16 protein-coding genes are annotated in these 17,542 nt (G+C 71.5%); 13 read left to right on the top strand and 3 right to left on the bottom strand.

The genetic code is table 11. The annotated features are described in order from the left end of the window. Positions 1-130: 130 nt before the first annotated feature. Positions 131-1,210 carry a hypothetical protein gene (locus AC6JA9_RS15915; protein WP_141332796.1) on the bottom strand — a complete coding sequence of 360 codons (1,080 nt, stop codon included), beginning with the start codon at positions 1,208-1,210 and terminating at the stop codon, positions 131-133. A 150-nt stretch (positions 1,211-1,360) separates the two neighbouring features. Between AC6JA9_RS15915 and AC6JA9_RS15910 the strand changes: the two genes are divergently transcribed. Genes AC6JA9_RS15910 through AC6JA9_RS15900 form a run of 3 tightly spaced genes read left to right on the top strand, consistent with a single transcriptional unit; the run spans position 1,361 to position 3,523 of the window. Then, positions 1,361-2,179, top strand: coding sequence for a glycerophosphodiester phosphodiesterase family protein (locus tag AC6JA9_RS15910; RefSeq protein WP_497960053.1), 819 nt, complete (start codon positions 1,361-1,363; stop codon positions 2,177-2,179). A gap of 11 nt (positions 2,180-2,190) precedes the next feature. Further along, positions 2,191-2,949: a deoxynucleoside kinase gene (locus AC6JA9_RS15905; protein WP_497960052.1), complete on the top strand. Its 759-nt coding sequence runs from the start codon at positions 2,191-2,193 to the stop codon at positions 2,947-2,949. A 55-nt stretch (positions 2,950-3,004) separates the two neighbouring features. Then, the gene (locus AC6JA9_RS15900) at positions 3,005-3,523 is read left to right on the top strand and encodes an acyl-CoA thioesterase (protein ID WP_046712842.1); all 519 of its coding nucleotides are present in this window, start codon (positions 3,005-3,007) and stop codon (positions 3,521-3,523) included. A gap of 87 nt (positions 3,524-3,610) precedes the next feature. Here the strand turns inward: AC6JA9_RS15900 and AC6JA9_RS15895 are convergent, their stop codons facing one another. After that, positions 3,611-4,000: a HesB/IscA family protein gene (locus AC6JA9_RS15895; protein ID WP_223746714.1), complete on the bottom strand. Its 390-nt coding sequence runs from the start codon at positions 3,998-4,000 to the stop codon at positions 3,611-3,613. Between the two features lie 134 nt (positions 4,001-4,134). On the opposite strand from AC6JA9_RS15895, the gene moeB reads away from it, so the two are divergent. Continuing rightward, positions 4,135-5,295: a molybdopterin-synthase adenylyltransferase MoeB gene (gene moeB, locus AC6JA9_RS15890; RefSeq protein WP_426746892.1), complete on the top strand. Its 1,161-nt coding sequence runs from the start codon at positions 4,135-4,137 to the stop codon at positions 5,293-5,295. 8 nt (positions 5,296-5,303) lie between these two features. Continuing rightward, complete coding sequence (locus tag AC6JA9_RS15885; RefSeq protein ID WP_223746712.1) at positions 5,304-5,636, top strand: rhodanese-like domain-containing protein; 333 nt, start codon at positions 5,304-5,306, stop codon at positions 5,634-5,636. Between the two features lie 27 nt (positions 5,637-5,663). Here the strand turns inward: AC6JA9_RS15885 and AC6JA9_RS15880 are convergent, their stop codons facing one another. Next, the gene (locus AC6JA9_RS15880) at positions 5,664-7,994 is read right to left on the bottom strand and encodes a serine/threonine-protein kinase (protein ID WP_497960049.1); all 2,331 of its coding nucleotides are present in this window, start codon (positions 7,992-7,994) and stop codon (positions 5,664-5,666) included. A 91-nt stretch (positions 7,995-8,085) separates the two neighbouring features. Between AC6JA9_RS15880 and AC6JA9_RS15875 the strand changes: the two genes are divergently transcribed. The 8 genes from AC6JA9_RS15875 (at position 8,086) to AC6JA9_RS15840 (ending at position 17,540) form a co-directional block, all read left to right on the top strand. Next, on the top strand, positions 8,086-8,727 hold the full coding sequence (locus tag AC6JA9_RS15875) for a hypothetical protein (RefSeq protein WP_497960048.1): 642 nt from the start codon (positions 8,086-8,088) through the stop codon (positions 8,725-8,727). A gap of 285 nt (positions 8,728-9,012) precedes the next feature. Next, a complete protein-coding gene (locus AC6JA9_RS15870) occupies positions 9,013-10,269 on the top strand; it encodes a putative porin (protein ID WP_370640329.1) in 1,257 nt (418 codons plus the stop codon). A gap of 15 nt (positions 10,270-10,284) precedes the next feature. After that, positions 10,285-10,998: a VTC domain-containing protein gene (locus tag AC6JA9_RS15865; RefSeq protein WP_223746708.1), complete on the top strand. Its 714-nt coding sequence runs from the start codon at positions 10,285-10,287 to the stop codon at positions 10,996-10,998. A gap of 5 nt (positions 10,999-11,003) precedes the next feature. Continuing rightward, on the top strand, positions 11,004-12,716 hold the full coding sequence (gene tmk / locus AC6JA9_RS15860; protein ID WP_223783052.1) for a dTMP kinase: 1,713 nt from the start codon (positions 11,004-11,006) through the stop codon (positions 12,714-12,716). Positions 12,717-12,731: 15 nt separating this feature from the next. After that, entirely contained in the window at positions 12,732-13,436 is a 705-nt protein-coding gene (locus AC6JA9_RS15855; protein ID WP_223746706.1) for a DUF4956 domain-containing protein, read from the top strand. Then, on the top strand, positions 13,433-14,215 hold the full coding sequence (locus tag AC6JA9_RS15850) for a hypothetical protein (protein WP_497960046.1): 783 nt from the start codon (positions 13,433-13,435) through the stop codon (positions 14,213-14,215). The genes AC6JA9_RS15855 and AC6JA9_RS15850 overlap by 4 nt, the downstream gene beginning before the upstream one ends. Positions 14,216-14,347: 132 nt before the next feature. Beyond that, positions 14,348-15,973 (top strand): metallophosphoesterase, encoded by a 1,626-nt coding sequence (locus AC6JA9_RS15845; protein ID WP_426746895.1) that lies wholly within the window; start codon positions 14,348-14,350, stop codon positions 15,971-15,973. Between the two features lie 133 nt (positions 15,974-16,106). Beyond that, entirely contained in the window at positions 16,107-17,540 is a 1,434-nt protein-coding gene (locus AC6JA9_RS15840) for an RsmB/NOP family class I SAM-dependent RNA methyltransferase (RefSeq protein WP_223746703.1), read from the top strand. Positions 17,541-17,542 lie beyond the last annotated feature (2 nt).

Here is a 17,542-nt window from a genome sequence, read left to right as displayed (position 1 = left end):
GGAGCCGGGGGCCCACATCGACCGGTAGCGGACACCGTCCTGGGGCGCCCGTCCAAAAAGAAGCCGCCCCTCCCGGCACGGGCGAGGGGCGGCGACTGCGCGGATCATCCCCGGGGGGATGGGCCTGGAACTACGGCGCCGCGACGGTGCCGACCATGTCCGGGTCGCAGTTCATCGGGTACAGCACGTAGGTGAACTTGTTCTCCGTGCCGGGGATGACGCCGTCGCCGTAGTCGTTGCACGTGAAGCGGGTGCCGGCGTCGGTGGTGGTCGTGCCGCCGTCCACGCACGGGGTGTTGGTGAAGGTCTCCCAGACGCCGCGGATGCCGTTGGGGAACGTCACCGTGCCGCCGTCATCCGCGGACACGCGCAGGTCGCAGGTCTGGTAGGTCTTGTAGTTCGCCACCAGCACGCCGCCGGTCACCTCGAAGCCCAGGTAGTTGTCGTTCGTCGGATCATCCGGGTACTGACGGAAGGCCGGGGGACGGGCGTTGGTGATGGTGATGGGGCCCGGGATGTGGACGCGCGAGCCGGCGTACTCGGGGTTGGGCTGGGCGGTGCCGCCCTCGGCGTTGCCGAAGTTCGCGGGCGCCTCGTTGTCCGCCAGCACCTGGCCGGAGCCGCGCTTGTTGAAGGCGATCTTCCCGGTCGCGCCACTCACGTTGAGGCGGAAGTCGTTCTTGATGACCGGACGGTACGCGTCACGGCCGGCGGGCACGTTGTCGTCCCCGTCCGGGAGGAACTCACGGTACAGGCCCGTGATGTCCAGCACGTCGCCGACCACGGGCTCGTACTTGCCCGCGACGGTGGTCTCGTGGTCGGTGTAGTACTTGTCGACGTAGATGCCCTCCTTCGGGAAGCACGGGCTCACCACCCAGAAGCGGGCGATGATGTCACCGGAGCTGCCCTTCTGGATGTTGCTCACCGCCGTCACCACCACGTTGTTCAGCGAGACCCGGTCGCCACGCTCCGCGGTGGTGCGCAGCACGCCGATGGGGCCCATGCCATTGACCGGGGCCGGACACGAGGACGGGCCCGCGTCAGGAGGGCCCGCGTCAGGGGGGCCCGCGTCGCCACATGCCCCCGTGCAGCCAGGACCGGAGTCGGGCGTACCGTTGTCGTCATCGTCACGACCAGAGCAGCCCGCCACGGAGGCCAGTACAGCCGTGGCGACCAGCGCCGCCGCGCCAAGCGTCTTGCGCAGTTGCATTTCTCGTTTCTCCATTCTTGTCGCGGCGCCAGGGGTTGATGTCGACGCCGGTCGGTCCGAGGATGTCGGCCTTATACCGGCGCCCGGAGGGGGCCGGCAAGGAACCCCCTCCCCCGCAGGTGACACCCGCGTGAAATCAGGGAACAACCCATGAGAGCCCCGCCCGCTTTTCTCCGAGGACTGCGGCCCACGCTGCACATCTCGCACCGCGGCGGCGCGCTGCTCGCGCCCGAGAACACGTTGGAAGCCTTCCGTCAGGCCGTGGAACGGTTCCGCACGGACATGCTGGAATTGGATGTGCACGTGACGCGCGACGGCGAAATCGTCGTGGCGCATGACGACACATTGCAGCGCTGCACGGATGGCATCGGACAACTGGCCGCGCTGACGCTCTCCGAGCTGAAGCGATTGGACGCGGGGTATGGCTTTACCCCGGATGAAGGCCAGACGTTCCCGTTCCGGGGCCGGGGCGTGCGCATCCCCACACTCAGGGAGGTGTTGCGAGCCTTCCCGGGCCTGCGCCTCAACGTGGAGCTCAAGCCGGACGTGCCCGGGCAGGAGGAGCTGCTCGCCCGGCTGCTCGAGGACGAGGGCGCCGTGGACCGCGTCTGCCTGGGCAGCGAGCAGGACGCCGTGGGCGAGCGGCTCGCGGCGCGGCTGCCGGATGCGTGTCACTTCTATCCGCGTGAAGCGCTGGCCGCGCTGGTCATCGGGATGCGGAGCGGCGAGCCGCCGCCGGATGACCCGCGCTACACGGTGCTCGACATGCCGCTGTACTTCGGCGAGGTGCGGCTGGTGGACGCGCAATTCCTGCGCGAGTGCGCCGAGCGCGGCAAGTGGGTCAACGTCTGGACGGTGGACGATGCGGCGGAGATGACCCGCCTCATCGAAGAAGGGGTCGGCGGCATCATGACCGACCGGCCGGACCTGCTGAGGCAGCGAATGGACGCCACCACCAAGGCGGGTTAAGCCCCGGTTCCATGCCTCGTTCCAGCTCGCGCCCGTCCCCCTCCCCGGCCGCTGCCCCGAAGCCCTCCGACACCCCCGCCGAGACGTCCGCGCCGCGCGCGCGCAACGCGGTGAAGACGGCGGCGAAGCCGAAGGTGAAGGCCCCCAAGGGGCGGCGCTTCGTGGCGCTCGCGGGCAACATCGGCGCGGGCAAGACGACAGCGGCGAAGATGCTCAGCCAGAGCTTCGGCTACGAGCTGTTCGACGAGCCCGTCATCGACAACCGCTTCCTGCGTGACTACTACGCGGACATGTCGCGCTGGTCCTTCACGCTCCAGCTCGAGTTCCTCATCCGCCGCGTGGAGCACCACGAGCTCATCCACTCGTACCGCCGCAGCTGCGTGCAGGACCGCACGCTGTACGAGGACCCCGAAATCTTCGCCAAGTACCTGCACGGCCTGGGGCACATGACGAACGCGGAGCTGGACCTGTACTACGAGTACTTCCAGCGGCTGTCGCGCCACATCATCCGCCCGGACAAGGTCATCTGCTTCGAGGTGGGCAGCGTGGACGTGCTGCTCGAGCGCATCCGCACCCGGGGCCGCGAGGAGGAGAAGGGCATCCGTCCGCAGTTCCTGCGAGGGCTCAACGGCTACTACGCCTCCTTCCCCCAGGTGCTGCAGGAGAAGTACGGCGTGGAGACCCTGGTGATGGATGTCTCACGCCAGGACATCCGCAAGGGCCGCGGGCGCGAGGAGTTCCTGGACCGCATCTCCACCTTCCTGGCATGAGACGCGGCGGGGCCTTCGTCATGGGCCCGTCGTCTCTGTCTGGAAGGTGTGAGTGATGTCGGATTTGACGCCCAAGCGAGCCAAGGACACCGAGGTGGTGATGACACAGCTCATCCTGCCTCCTGACGCCAACAACCTGAACGCCGCGTTCGGCGGGAAGGTGATGGAGTGGATCGACATCTGCGGCGCGGTGGCCGCCCAGCGCCACTGCCGGCAGGTGGTGGTGACGGCCTCCATGGATGACCTGCACTTCCACGCGCCCATCAAGGTGGGCTGGGTGGCGCTGCTGCACTCGCGCGTGCTGGCCGCCTTCCGCACCTCCATGGAGGTGGGCGTCACGGTGCACGCGGAGAACCCGCTCACCGGCGAGCGCACGCTCACCACCAGCGCGCTGCTCACCTTCGTGGCCATCGACAAGGACGGCAAGCGCGTCCCCGTGCCGCCGCTCCTGATGGAGTCGGACACGGAGAAGGAGGCCTTCCGCGAGGCCGAGGCCCGCCGCGCGCAGCGGCTCGCGCGTCAGAAGGAGAACCAGTCCTGGTTGAAGGTGATGCAGCCCATCGCCGGGGCCTGAGGGCCCGCTCGGCGAAGCGGCGGACTCGACGAGGGCGGCGGTGCTGCCACCGCCCTCGCCGTGAGGCCGTCGAGCAACGGATGCGGCTCAGGTCGTGAACGACGTGCCGCAGCCGCAGGAGGACTTCGCGTTCGGGTTGTTGAACTTGAAGCCCGCGCCCGTGATCGCGGAGACGTAGTCGATCTCCGTGCCGGCCAGGTACTGGCTGCTCATGCCGTCGGTGGCGAGCTTCACGCCGTCCTGCTCCCAGACGCTGTCGCCGGCCTTGGTCTCCTTGACCAGGTTCAGGTCGTAGCCCAGGCCGCTGCAGCCGGCGGGGACGACGCGGATGGAGAAGAAGTAGCCCTCGAAGCCCTGGGCCTTGATGACCTCCTTCACCTGCCGGACGGCGGCCTCCGTCAAACGCACCGCCGTCGGGGGCGCGGACTGGGGGGCCGTCGAGGTGGCGGAAGCGGGGGTCGTGGTCGTCGTATCCATGTCGGAAAAATCTCCTCTCAAACCGACCTTTATAACGCCCGGGGCCGGAAAATCCATGGGAGCGGCCGCTCGTCCGCCCCGGGACACTTCATCCCGCACGGGCCCGCCCCCAGGCCTCGGGTTATACCGGCCCCATGGCGCCCACCTTCCGAGAGCTGCTGGCCGGAGTGAAACAGGAGATTCGCGAAGTCACCGTGGACGAGGTGAAGCGCCTCCTGGACGCCCGGGCCCCGGTGAAGCTCGTGGACGTGAGGGAGGCGGACGAGTACGCGGGCGGCCGGCTGCCGGGCGCGGTGCACATCCCCCGGGGCTACCTGGAGCTGCGCATCGAGGAGCGCGCGGGCCGGGACGAGGAGCTCATCGTCTACTGCGCGGGCGGCACCCGCTCGGCGCTGGCGGTGAGGACGCTCAAGGAGCTGGGCTACACGCGCGTGGCGTCGCTCGCGGGCGGCTACAACCGCTGGAGCGACGCGGCCCTGCCCGTGGAGAAGCCCTTCGTGCTCTCCGCTGAACAGAAGGAGCGCTACCGCCGCCACCTCATCCTCCCGGAGGTGGGCGAGGAGGGTCAGGCGCGCCTCTTGAAGTCCCGGGTGCTGCTGATGGGGGCGGGGGGCCTGGGCTCCCCGGCGGCGCTGTACCTGGCGGCCGCGGGCGTGGGGACCCTGGGCATCGTCGACTCGGACGTGGTGGACCTGAGCAACCTGCAGCGGCAGGTGCTGCACACCCAGGAGCGCCGGGGCCAGCCCAAGGTGGTCAGCGCCCGCGCCGCGATTGAAGCCCTCAACCCGGACGTGAAGGTGGTGCCCTTCCAGGAGCGCCTGACGTCACAGAACGTGCTGCGAGTGCTGGACGGCTTCGACCTGGTCCTCGACGGCGGCGACAACTTCCCCACCCGCTACCTGCTCAACGACGCGTGCCTCATGCGCGGGCTGCCCAACATCCACGGCTCGGTGTTCCGCTTCGAGGGCCAGGTGACGACCTTCGTGCCGGGACAGGGCCCCTGCTACCGCTGCCTCTACCCCGCCCCGCCGCCGCCGGAGCTCGCGCCCTCGTGCGCGGAGGCGGGCGTGCTCGGCGTGTTGCCGGGCCTCATCGGCCTGCTCCAGGCCAACGAGGCCCTCAAGCTCATCCTCGGGAAGGGAGAGCCGCTCGTCGGCCGGCTGCTGACGTTCGACGCGCTGGGCACCCGCTTCCAGGAGCTCAAGCTGCGCCGCGACGCGCAGTGCCCCGTGTGCTCGCCCGGCGCGAAGGTGGAGCTCATCGACTACGAGCGCTTCTGCGCCACCGCCCACTGACACCCGCCATGCCCATCCCCGAAATCACCCCCGCCCGTCTCGCCCAGCTCCTCGAAGGCCCTGTCGAGACCCGCCCCGCCCTGCTGGACGTGCGCTTCCCGCATGAGCACGAGTACGTGGCGCTCCCCGACTCCGTGCTCATCCCGCTGCCGGAGCTGGACGAGCGCGCCGATGAGCTGGAGGCGCTGCGAGGCCGCCCCGTCGTCGTCTACTGCCACCACGGCGTGCGCAGCCTGGATGGCGCCGCGTACCTGCTGTCACGGGGACTGGAGGCGGTGTCGCTGCGCGGGGGCATCGACCTGTACTCGCTCCAGGTCGACCCTTCCCTGCCGCGCTACTGAAGTCCGGGGGCGCCCGCGAGCGAGCCGCTACCCGATGAAGGCCGACAGGTCCTGCGTCTCCTTCTGGACCGAGTTCGGCTTGATGTCGACCTCGAACAGGAAGGGCTCCTTGAGCGGCCCGCCGATGAGCTCGAGCTTGTGCTTGCCCTCCATGAGGTCGATCTTCAGGCCCTTGCCGCCGCCGCCCTGGTACAGGCCCACGTCCTGCCCCCGGCGGCGCACGGTGATGCCGCGCACCGTCTCGGGCTTGAGGAGCAGCTGCAGCGAGCCGCGGCGGAACTCCTGGGTGAGCACCTTGGCCTCGCCCGGCACGCCGAAGGCCAGCGTGTCCGTGTCCTCGGTGTAGATGCCCTGCTGCTCGTTCTCCAGGATGAGCGTGTCCTGCAGGTGCGCGCCCGACACCAGCGTCAGCGGCGTCAGGCCCAGCTCGGTGACGGGCTGCGAGCTGCCGCAGCGCTCCGTGTGCCGCACGGACACCTTCACCCGCTCGTTGGTGTTGACGGTGAGCCGCACGCCCTGCCCGTCCGACGCCGTGGCGCTGAGCACCGCGAGGATGGGCTTGTGGAAGATGGCCACCACCGCGAGCATGCCCACGATGAAGCCCAGCATGGCGATGTTGCGCCGGGCCACCGGCTGACCCGCGTGGCGGCGCGCGTCCTTCGCCAGCGCGCGGTCCACCTCGTCCTCCTCCCGCACCGCGGGCGCGGAGGCGAGCGAGACGCGGGAGCGTGACGGCGGCGGCGGCGAGGGCATCTCCGCGCGACTGGAGGTGCGCCGACGCGGCGGGGCCTCCGGCGCGGACACCTGCGACTGCATCCCCGTGCGGCGGCGCGGCGGCGGCGAGGGCTCCGGCGGCGGCAGCATGGTCCGCTCGTCGTCGTCCTCGTCCTCCATCCGCGTGCGCTCGTCCAGGTCCAGCGACGCGGAGGTGCGCGAGCGGCGCGGCGCGGGCGGCTCCACGTCCACCACCGGCGCGGCGCGCGTCATGGAGCGGCGAGGCGGAGGCGGCGCGGGCTCGGGAGGCTCTCCCGGATTCGTCGCGGCGCTGCGCAGGTCCGAGCGCGAGCTGGTGCGGGCCACCTGCGTCACGTTGGCGCTGCTCGGCCGGCGCATCGAGTCCGACGTCCCACCCCGGCGGCGGTTCGGCGCCTCCATGACGCCGGACGGCGCATCCCACTCGCCCGGGTCCTCCTCCACCACCGGCTGCGGCACCGCGCCCGTGCGACGCGCGGGAGGCGGCGGCGCGGAGCGGGACGGCGCGGCGCGGCCCCGCTCGCGCGGAGAGGACGACTCACCCGGAGGCGCCTCCCAGCTCATGTCCGACGACGACGCGCGCCCCCGGCCCCGCTCCTGCTGCGGCGGGGGCGGCGCGGACGGGCCCGAGCTGCCGGACTCCTCGTCCGCCAGCACCACCTGGCCCTGGGCCTTCTCCTCGTTCAGGCGGTCCGCGAACAGCGTCTCCATCAGCTCGGAGATCTGCACCGAGCCGGCCACCCAGCGCTGGCCGACGAGGATCTCCTCGAGCGCCGTCTGGAACTGGCGCGCGTCCCGGTAGCGGTCATCCGAGCTCTTGGCGACAGCCCGCATCACCACCGGGTCCATCTCCTCCGGCACGTCCGCCACCTGCGACGGCGGCTGGATGGCACACTCCATGGCGGCCTGGAGCGTGGCCAGCTCCGACTCCCGCTTCAGGGGACGCACGCCGGTGAGCAGCTCGTACAGCACCAGGCCGATGGCGAAGATGTCCGCGCGCCCGTCCAGGGGCTTTCCGGCCGCCTGCTCCGGCGCCATGTACGCGAACTTGCCCTTGATGGCGCCCGACTTGGTGAGCGACGCCTGATCCGCCGCCTTGGCGATGCCGAAGTCCACCAGCTTCACCGAGCCGTCGAAGCTGATGAGGATGTTCTGCGGCGAGATGTCCCGGTGCACCACGCGCAGCGGCCGGCCCGCGTCGTCCGTGCGGCTGTGCGCGTAGTGCAGGCCCTCGCACGCCGCGGCGACGATGCGGATGGCCAGGGGCCGGGCGATCCACTGCCCCGCGCTGGCCGCCTTGCGCATCACCCGGCCCAGGTCCTCGCCGTGGATGAACTCCATGGCGATGTAGTAGGTGCCGTTCGCCTCGCCGAACTCGTAGACCTGGGCGATGTTCGGATGGTTGAAGCGCGCCGCGATGAGCGCCTCGTTCCGGAACATCTCCACGAACTCACGGTCCTCCGCCAGGTGCGGGAGGATGCGCTTGACGACGAGGTTCTTGTGGAAGCCCTCGATGCCCGTCTGGCGCGCAAGCCACACCTCGGCCATGCCGCCGGTGGCAAGCTTCTTCAGGAGCTGATATTTCCCGAAAGATTGAGGGTTCATCCCGGGTCTCTGGCCGGGGGAGTTGGCTCAGGTGGAATGCGTCAGGGCTCGGCATCCTAGAGGACAGCGGTCGCCGAGGCAAAGGTGGCATGTGTGGAGATCGACTGGCGCGCTGATTGCCTGCCTGCTCACGACGGGTGCGGTCGCGGCCACTCCGGGTGCGGATCAACTCCGCACCGAGCGCCGCGGTGACGTCCTGGAGCTGCGCTGGGCGGACGCCGAGGAGCGGCTGCAGGGTACGCTTCACCCCGCCATGCCCCGCGAGGGCGAGCCCGCGATGCTGTCCCTGCACGTGGGCGCCTTCCAGGGCGCGGAGTTCACCGGGCCGCTGACGCTGACCCTGCACCTGAAGGACTCCCCCTCGCAGCTGACGCGTACGCTGACGTACGACGGGGTCAACTGGCACACGCCGCTGGAGTTCGACGAGCCGGGCCTCTACGAACTGGAGGTTCGCTACCAGAACACGCGGCTCAAGGTCCTCACGGGCCACATCACCGTGGCCTCCACGCCCCTGCCCCGCGGCCTGAGCTGGGCGCTGGTCATCGGCGGCTCGTGCCTGGTGCTCGCGATGGGCGTGAGGGGCGCGCTCCAGCGCCTGCGGGGCACACCCCCGCCCACCGGAACGTCCGACGTCGGCGCTCCTCCCGCCGTCATCCCACCGGTGGAGGCGTCCTCGTCCACCGAGCCCCCCGACGCCACCGCACCGGCGCCGGATGCGGCGTCCAACCGGTAACTCCTTCCACCGGCTGATCGACATTCGTACAGGGATGGGTGCCCACGAAGTGGAACTTTCGTTCCCACCGAGGGCTTCGTAACGCCCGCGTCACGACGTTTTCGAGCCCTCTGACGGGCTTGCGTCGCCCACCGCCGTCCGCCACCCGACGTTGTCCAGTCGGGCACCGCTGTTGCACAAGCGCTCTGCCGGCTGCGACGGGGAGGCGGGGACATGGGTGGGTGGCGGTTGGATGAGCTGGGGAGGCGGGGTCTCCTCGTCGCGGTCCTCGTGGGTGGACCGGCGTTGGCGACCCCGGCACCCGAGGGTGGCGTGGAGGCAGCGGCCTCCGGTTCCGCCGCCTCGGTGGACTCGCTCTCGGGCGGCGTGGTGGATGGCGTGGAGCCCGTGGACGCGGGGCCCCCCGAGGGTTCCGAGCCGCTGGAGCCCACGCCGGGCCTGACGGAGGGCGCGCTGGCGCAGGCGCTGCCGCCGCGCATCCAACCCGGTGACTCACCGGACGCGGCGCCCCCGACGCCGACCACGAGCGCGGCGCCCACCGTCGAGCCCGCCAAGACGGCGGCGGAGCAGAAGAAGAAAAAGAAGAGGAAGCCCGGCGCGCAGCAGGAGGACTCCATCGGCGAGGACGCCACCGCGCTGGACGACACGCCGGACGACGAAATCCAGACGGTGCGCGTGTTCGGCCGCGTCTATGCGCAGGCCAGCGCGGACCAGCGCGAGAAGTACGCGCGCACGCTGAGCATCAACTCGGCGCGCGTGGGCGTGGCGACGTCGCTGCCCAACCTGGAGGCCGAGGTGAGCGCGGACCTGGCCGACTCGAACATGCTCAAGGACGCCTTCGTGCGGCTGTCCGACGACAACAAGCGCTTCCGCCTCTATGGCGGCCAGTTCAAGTCGCCCTTCCTCCAGCGCCGGCTGGAGGGCGCGTGGAGCCTGCCCATCCAGGGGCGCGGACTCGTGGAGGACTACCTGGGAGACGTGCACGAGCTGGGCGGCCGTCGGCTGGGGCTGATGGGCGAGGTGCGCTTGAAGGGCCTGTGGGACCTGCGCGTCTCCGCGGGCGCGTTCCAGGGCTCGCGCGACGAGCTGGGCGTGCGCACCAAGGAGGACCTGGCCGGACGCATCACCGTGCGTCCGCTCAAGAAGATGCTCACCCTGGGCGTCAGCACGTACGTGGCGGAGGCGCTGGACCGCGCGCGCAGGCACGCGATGGCGGCCGACGCGGAGCTGAAGTTCGGCGCGTTCCACGTCACGGGGGAGGTCGTCACGGGCCGGCTGCCGGTGGGGCCGTTCACCGCGCAACTGCTGCTGGCGAGCTGGACGCTCCCGGTGACGACGGAGTGGGCCCTCCAGCCGGTGGTGGGCGCGGAGGGACTGCAGCTGCGGGGGGATGTGGAGGGCAGGGGCCACTCGTTGCTCGGGGGTCTCAACCTGTTGTTGGGGAGTCGGTTCCGGGGGCAGTTCCAGGTGGAGCGCGCGCTGCGGCCGGGGGACGAGGCGCCGGGCCTCGAGTACTCGCTGCAGCTCGCCACCCGCTTCTAATCACGGAGACACGCCATGCTCTCGTTCGCCGAGGGGGAAGTGACCAGGCTCCGGCGTGAGTTCAAGCTGGTGCTGGAGGAGGAGACGGCGCTCGCGCTGTGCGCGCGCCTGACGCGGGAGTTGGAGGGACAGGTGCCCGAGCCCACGCGCATCGTGTCCGTCTACTTCGACCGGCCGGGCTGTCCTTTGGCGTCGCGCGCGCTGCGCACGCCAGAGGACTGCCTCAAGGTCCGCACGAAGGAGTACTCACCGGACGTGGGCGCGGGGGGCGTGGAGCGCGTGGTGCTGGAGGTGAAGCGCGAGCGCCATGGCCTCACACAGAAGCGGCGCGTCTGGGTGCCGCGCTCGGACCTTGGGCGTGTGCTCAGGGGCGGCGCGCGGCTGTTGCCGCTCATCACCGGAGGCAGCCTGCAGCCGGTGCTGGCGGTGACGTATCAGCGCCACGTGTATCAGGCGTCGCAGGCGTGGCGGGTGACGGTGGACCGGGACATCGGCTACCACCAGATTGCCCCGGAGCTGGCCATGTCCCAGCTTGCGCTGACGAGCGAGCGGCTGGGGCCGCCCTTCTTCCGCGAGGGCCGCGTGGTGGTGGAGGTGAAGCACCTGGGGGAGGAGCTGCCCGACTGGCTGTCGTCGCTCAATCCGGGCGGCGCGCCGACGTACAGCAAGTTCGCAGAGGGGATGGCGAGGGCACATGCCTTCGCCGTGGATGGGGTCGCGAGGGGATAGGCACCGTGTTCATCGACTTCGAGGGGATTGACGGCAGCGGCAAGACGACGCTCTCCAACCTGTTGGCCGGGAGGTTGAAGAAGCTCGGCTACCGGGTGGCGCACGCACGGGAAGGAGGCGAGCTGCGCTCGTCCACGGCCCGGCGCGTGCGGGAGCTGACGCGGGACGCTCGCCTGTTGGAGATGTCACCGCGCGCGGAGTTCTTCCTCAACCTGGCGCGCGACGCGCAGCAGTTGGAGGAGGTCGTGGCGCCCGCGCTGTCGCGGGGCGAGGTGTGCATCACGGACCGCTACCTGTACTCGCAGCTGGCGCTGAGCGGGGGAGGCCGGGGGCTGCCCATGTCGGAGCTCAGGCCCGCGTGCGAGCTGGCCTCGCAGGGCCTGTGGCCTGATTTGGTCATCCTGGTGGACGTGGACCCGGACCTGGCCCGCTGGCGCAAGCGGCTGGGCAAGGCGCTGACGAACAAGAGCGAGGCGGGCGACAGCCGCAAGGGCATGGTGGGCGCGGGCCTGGCGGTGCGAGTGCGCGAGTCCTTCCTCGCGCTGGCCAAGGAGGACCCCAGGCGCTGGCTCATCATCGAGAACAACGACGCGCCGCTGCACGTGCTGGAGCAGCGCCTGGTGGACGCGGTGGTGGCGCGGCTGGAGGGTCGGGACACGCCCGTGCAGCGCATCGTCCCCGCCCCCGCGTCGGTGCCCATGGGCCCCGTCGAGGTGGAGAACGTCGAGGCCCGCTTCTTCCAGGCGCTCGACACGGTGGAGCCGCGCGAGCCGGCGCTGGCGGTGTGGATGCTGGGCGGCCTGCCCGGGCTCGCCGCGCATCAGCGACGACTGGACTTCGTGGAGCGCTTCCCCGCCCTCACGGCGCGGGGCCTCCAGGGCCTGGATGACGCGCCCGCGTGGACGCTGCGCGAGGTGCTCGCGCCGCTGGCGCCGGCCCAGGTGGCGGCGAGCCTCCTGGGCCAGACGGGCGCCCGCGCGGCGATGCTGCGGGAGCGGCTGTATGCCCAGGCGCCCGCGGAGGCGCTGCAGGGCCTCAAGGGCGACAGCTCGCCCCAGGCGTGGAGCCTGCGCGAGCGCGGCGTGCGCGACGGGAAGCTGAGCGACGTGCTGCTGGGCCTCTCCGGCGTGGACGGCGAGGAGTCCTGGGTGGTGCGCGAGGCGGGCATGCAGCGGGGACTGTACGCGGAGGTGGCCCGCAGCCTGGGGGGACTCTCCGACGCCCGCGCGGACGCGCTGCGCGAGGCGCTGCTGCCCCACGACAGGCTCGCGGTGCTGCGCGGGACGCAGGGACTGGACACGCCGGTGGCCCGCGGCCTGCGCGAGGCGCTGGCGGACAAGGCCACCAAGCTGGTGATGCGCTCCCTGACGGGGCTCTCCACCGAGGAGGCCTGGGCGCTGCGCGAGCGCGCCGCGCCGAAGACGAAGGAGGCGCTGGACTCGGTGGACGGGATGAACGACCCGCGGGCGTGGCGCCTGCGGGTGACGCACGCGAGCCGCTGGCCGGCCACCGTGCTCTCCTCGCTCAAGGGCCTGCCCGTGGGACCCGAGGCGCGCGTGCTCATCCAGCGCGTGCTGGAGGCCCATCCCCGGAAGCTGCCCGCGCTGCGCAACGCCTACGCCGTCATCGCCACCGCGGCGGCGCTCGATACCCGGGCCACGCAGGCCCGCGCGAGCCGCCCGGCGGTGGATGCACCCACGCAGCAGGTCGAGCTCTGAGGGAACACACACACCATGGAGGCCTCCATTCCGGCGTTCCTCGAGAGCGCCAAGTCGGAGCTGAACAGCCTGTCCATCACCGTGATGCTGCCGCGGATGCTCGCGGCGGCGCTCATCGGCACGGTGCTGTCGCTGCGGCCCTGGCGGCTGGTCATGCGCCGGGCCCTGCCGAAGGCGGACATGATTCAAGCGCAGGTGCTGCTGTGCGCGGCGGCGGCGGTCATCACCGCCGTCATCGGTGACAGCGTGGCCAAGGCCTTCGGCCTGGTGGGCCTGGGCGGCTTCGTGCGCTTCCGCTCCGGCCTCAAGGATCCGCGCGACGCGGCCATCCTGTTCCTGATGATTGGCCTGGGCATGGCGTGCGGCCACGGCAGCCTGGGGCTGGCGGGCGTGGGCACCGTGTTCGTGGCGGCGCTGCTGTTCGTGCTGGACCTGTTCAACCGCGAGGCGCCCTCGGCGCCGAAGCAGCGGCTGCTGGTGTCCGCCCAGGCCGATGACCTGGTGGGCGCGGAGGCGTCGCTGAGGAGCGCGCTCGGGGAGCGCAACGTGATGGTGAAGAGCTGCGCGCTCGACTTCGACGGGCGGCGGCTGGAGCTGGAAGTGGAGGAGCCCGTGCCCGGCTCGCTGACGGCGGCGCTGGGACGGACGGAGGGCATGCCCCTGCGGGGGCTGCGGTGGACGGCGGTAGGCCCCAAGGGGACACGGGAGGAGCTGACATGACGCGCAGGTGGGTGGTCGCGCTCGCGGCCGGATGGTTGCTCGTGGGATGTGGTGGTGGAGGGAGCCTGCCGGGCGCCGGCCCTGGTGCGTCCAACCCGGACGGAGACGTGGGCCTGCCGGGGGACTCGCAGAACCCCGACCCGTCGAACCCGGACCCGTCGGCCACCACGCTGTGGCCGCTGTCGACGGGCTCCGTCTGGGTCTACGACATCCAGGACCCGGTGCACGGCAGGTTCCAGAAGCGGGTGGAGGTGCTCGGCCCGCGCGACGTGCCGGGCGCCCCGGCGGGGACGACGGGCGTGCTGGTGCACAGCCGGCAGGACCGCGTGGCCACGGGCATCCTCTACGAGGAGTACTCGTGGCAGCTCGAGCAGAGCAACGGCCTCGTCGTGCGCCTGCGCGAGGAGGACCACCGCGACGGCGTCCAGGTGCGCACCACCACGTGGAGCCCGGCGACGGTGAAGTCGCTGGCGCGCGCGCCCACGACGGTGCCCTGGGCCTACACCAGCGCCGTGCAGGAGTTCACGGTGCTGGGTGACGGCAGCAAGGACGACAGCGACCCGACCTACACGTGGCGCGTCCTGGAGGTGGGCGTGACGGTGCAGACGCGCGCCGGCACCTTCACCAACGCCGTGAAGGTCCGCCGCGACAAGCTCAACGACGCGGGCGAGGTGAAGGAGGGCAAGGAGCGCACGTACTGGCTGGTGCCGGGCATCGGCAAGGTGCGCGAGGAGGGCGAGCGCACCGAGGACCTGGCCTCCTACGACATCAAGAAGTAGCGCCTGTCCGCTGTCCCAGTGACGGGCGTGCGAGGGCTCGCCTCGCCGCCCGCTCCTTAACGGGAAGGTTGGATGAAGGTCGCGGAGTGAACGGTTGGGCCTCCGTCCCGAGATGGTTCGGGAGGAGGCTGCATGCATCGGAAGAACCGCTTCACCCCACTTCCCCTCGCCGTGGCCCTGACGTTGGTGTCGGGCATGGCCTCTGCGGGCGTCCTCGCTCGCGACCCTTATCTGCAGAAAGTCGGTCCCGACACGGCCCTGGTGGCGTTCCGCCTGGCGGCCAACTGCTCGCCCGAGGTGCGCTACGGCGTGGGAGCGACCAATGAGGTCGCCCGCTCGAACGACTCGGGCAAGGCCCACGCGGTGGTGCTCACGGGGCTCAAGCCCGGCACCGAGTACACCTATGAGGTCAGCGCCTGCGGCCTGAAGACGCCGGCCAAGAGCTTCAGGACGGCGCCCGTGCCCGGCACGCGCCGCGTGCACTTCGCCGCCATGGGTGACTTCGGCACGGGCGGCTCGGACCAGCGGCGCGTGACGGCCCGGATGGTCCAGACGAAGCCCGAGCTCTTCGTCGCCCTGGGCGACAACGCCTACCCGGACGGCACCGAGGCCGACTTCCAGGAGCACCTCTTCGTGCCCATGGCGGAGCTGCTCTCGCAGGTGCCGCTGTTCGCCTCGCCCGGCAATCACGAGTACGTGACGAACCAGGGCCAGCCGTACCTGGACAACCTCTACATGCCCACCAACAACCCGGAGGGCACGGAGCGCTACTACTCGTTCGACTGGGGGCACGTGCACTTCGTGTCGCTCGACTCCAACTGCGCCATCGGCCTGTCGTCCGCGGAGCGCTGCTCGCTGGCCAGGCAGAAGGCGTGGCTGGAGACGGACCTGGCCGGCACCACGCAGCCGTGGAAGGTCGTCTTCTTCCACCACCCGCCCTGGTCCAGCGGCGAGCACGGCTCGCAGCTCACCATGCGCCGCCAGTTCGCCCCCCTGTTCGAGAAGTACGGCGTGGACCTGGTGCTCACCGGGCATGACCACAACTACGAGCGCAGCAAGCCGATGAAGGGCGACGACGTGGCGTCCTCGGGCGGCATCCCCTACCTGGTGGTGGGTGGCGGCGGCGCGACACTGCGCGCGTTCGACACCAGCCAGCCGGCCTGGAGCGCCATGCGCGACAACAAGGCGTATGGCTTCCTGGACGTGGAGGTGGTCGACGGGCTGCTCACCGCGAACCTCCTGACGACGGACGGCAAGGTGCTCGACAGCCTCACGCTGCGCAAGGACCTGCCGCCCGTGGAAGAGCCGCCCCCGGCGGACGCGCTGAGCGTCACCGTGGAGGGCGAGCGCGGCGTGGCCCCCCACCGCGCGCTCTTCCTGGCGACCACGACTCCGGACGTCCCGGTGAGCTGGGACTTCGGCGACGGCGGCTCGGCCCAGGGCCGCTCCGCGGAGCACACCTACGCCAAGGCGGGCCAGTACACCGTGACGGCCACCGCCACGTTCGGCGCGGTGACGCGCACCGCCACGTCCGTGGTGACCGTCACCTCCGCGTCCGGCGGCGGAGGCGGGGGCACCGACGCGGGCACGCCCGACGAGCGCCCCACGCCCACCCTGCCCGGCACGCCCGGCACCGAGGATGAGCCCGGCGGCGGCTCCGGAGGCTGCGCCGCGGGCCCCGCCGCCACCCTCCTCCCCCTGGCGGGGCTGCTGTTCGCCGGGCTGATGCGTCGGCGCCGGCCCGGCCGCTCCGACTGAAATCCCCCCGCCCTCCCCCCAGGCGCGGGCATCCCCGGGTGTGTCGGCGGGCGCGAAGGGCGTCCGGCGGCCACCCGGGTTTGCTTTCCCCGCTTGTCAACCCGCCCCGGGGATGCAAAGGCCCCTGCACGTCATGGCTCCCCCATCCAAGTCCCGCCGCTTCGCGCGGCCGTCCACGAAGAAGAAGTCCCCCTCCCCTTCGTCCGGAAAGAAGAAGCTCACGGCCGCCGAGCGCGAGCGCTCCACGCGTCCGCTGCGCGAGGACCTGGTGCTCCAGGCCTGCCTGGAGGCGTACGCGCTGGTGCGCCACGAAGGCCGGCTGTCGGACCGGGCGCTGGACTTCACCCTGCGCCGCAAGGCCAACCTCTACTCGTCGGAGCGCCGCGCCGTCGCCGAGCGCGTCTATGCCCTGCTGCGCCGCCAGCGCACCGTGGACTTCCTCCTGTCGCGCGCCCACCCGCGCTTCGACTCGCTGGACGCGACGCGGCAGGACGTGCTGCGCCTGGCCACCTCGCGCGTGCTGCACGGCGAGCCCCTCGCCGACGTGGCGCGCACCTCGTCGCTGGCGCCCGGTGACGCACAGGCCCTCTCCGCCCTGCCCCAGGCCGCCGCGGCGCTGGAGGCCCTGCCGGAGAAGAAGCGCTTCCCCATCGCCGCGTCGCTGCCGGACTTCCTCGCCGAGCGCTTCCTCGCGCTGTACGGCAAGGACGCCGCCCGCGCCGCCGAGGCGATGAACGAGCGCGCCCCGCTCACCGTGCGCGCCAACCTCCTCAAGGAGGACCGGGACGCCTTGGCGAAGCGACTCGCCGCCGCGGAGGTGGAGTCGAAGCCCACGGCCCTGTCGCCCATGGGCCTGCACCTGGAGACGCGCCTCAACGTCTTCGCGCTGGAGAGCTTCCGCGAGGGCTTCCTGGAGATCCAGGACGAGGGCAGCCAGCTGCTCGGCATGCTGGTGGACGCGCCGCCCACGCGCGTCGTCGATGCGTGCGCGGGCGCGGGCGGAAAGACGCTCCAGCTGGCCGCGCAGATGAAGAACCGCGGTGACCTCCACGCGCTCGACATCGACGAGCGACGGATGGAGGACCTCAAGAAGCGCGCGCGCCGCGCGGGGGTGCACAACGTGCGCGCCCAGCTCATCCCCGCGGAGGGGCCGGAGGTGGACACCGCGCTGGAGGCGCTGGTGGGCAAGGCGGACCGGGTGCTGGTGGACGCGCCGTGCAGCGGCACCGGGACGTTCCGCCGCAAGCCGGACGCGCGCTACCGCCTGACGCCGGAGGATTTGGAGACCCACGCCGCCCGGCAGAAGGCGCTGCTGGAGCGCTTCTCGCGGATGGTGAAGCCCGGCGGCCGGCTCATCTACGGCACGTGCAGCGTGCTGCGCGAGGAGAACGAGGCCGTCGTCGAGGACTTCCTCGCCCGCCACCCCGAGTACAGCGTGCGCCCCGTGGCGGAGCTGCTGGGCGCGGAGCTGGGAGCAAAGCTCGGCCCCGGCCCGTTCCTCAGGCTGGCGCCCCACACCCACGGCACCGACGGCTTCTTCGCGGCCGTCCTCGTCCGGGCGAAGTAGCC

Source organism: Myxococcus sp. MH1 (genome assembly GCF_059738865.1).
This window is presented reverse-complemented; position numbering and strand designations above follow the sequence as displayed.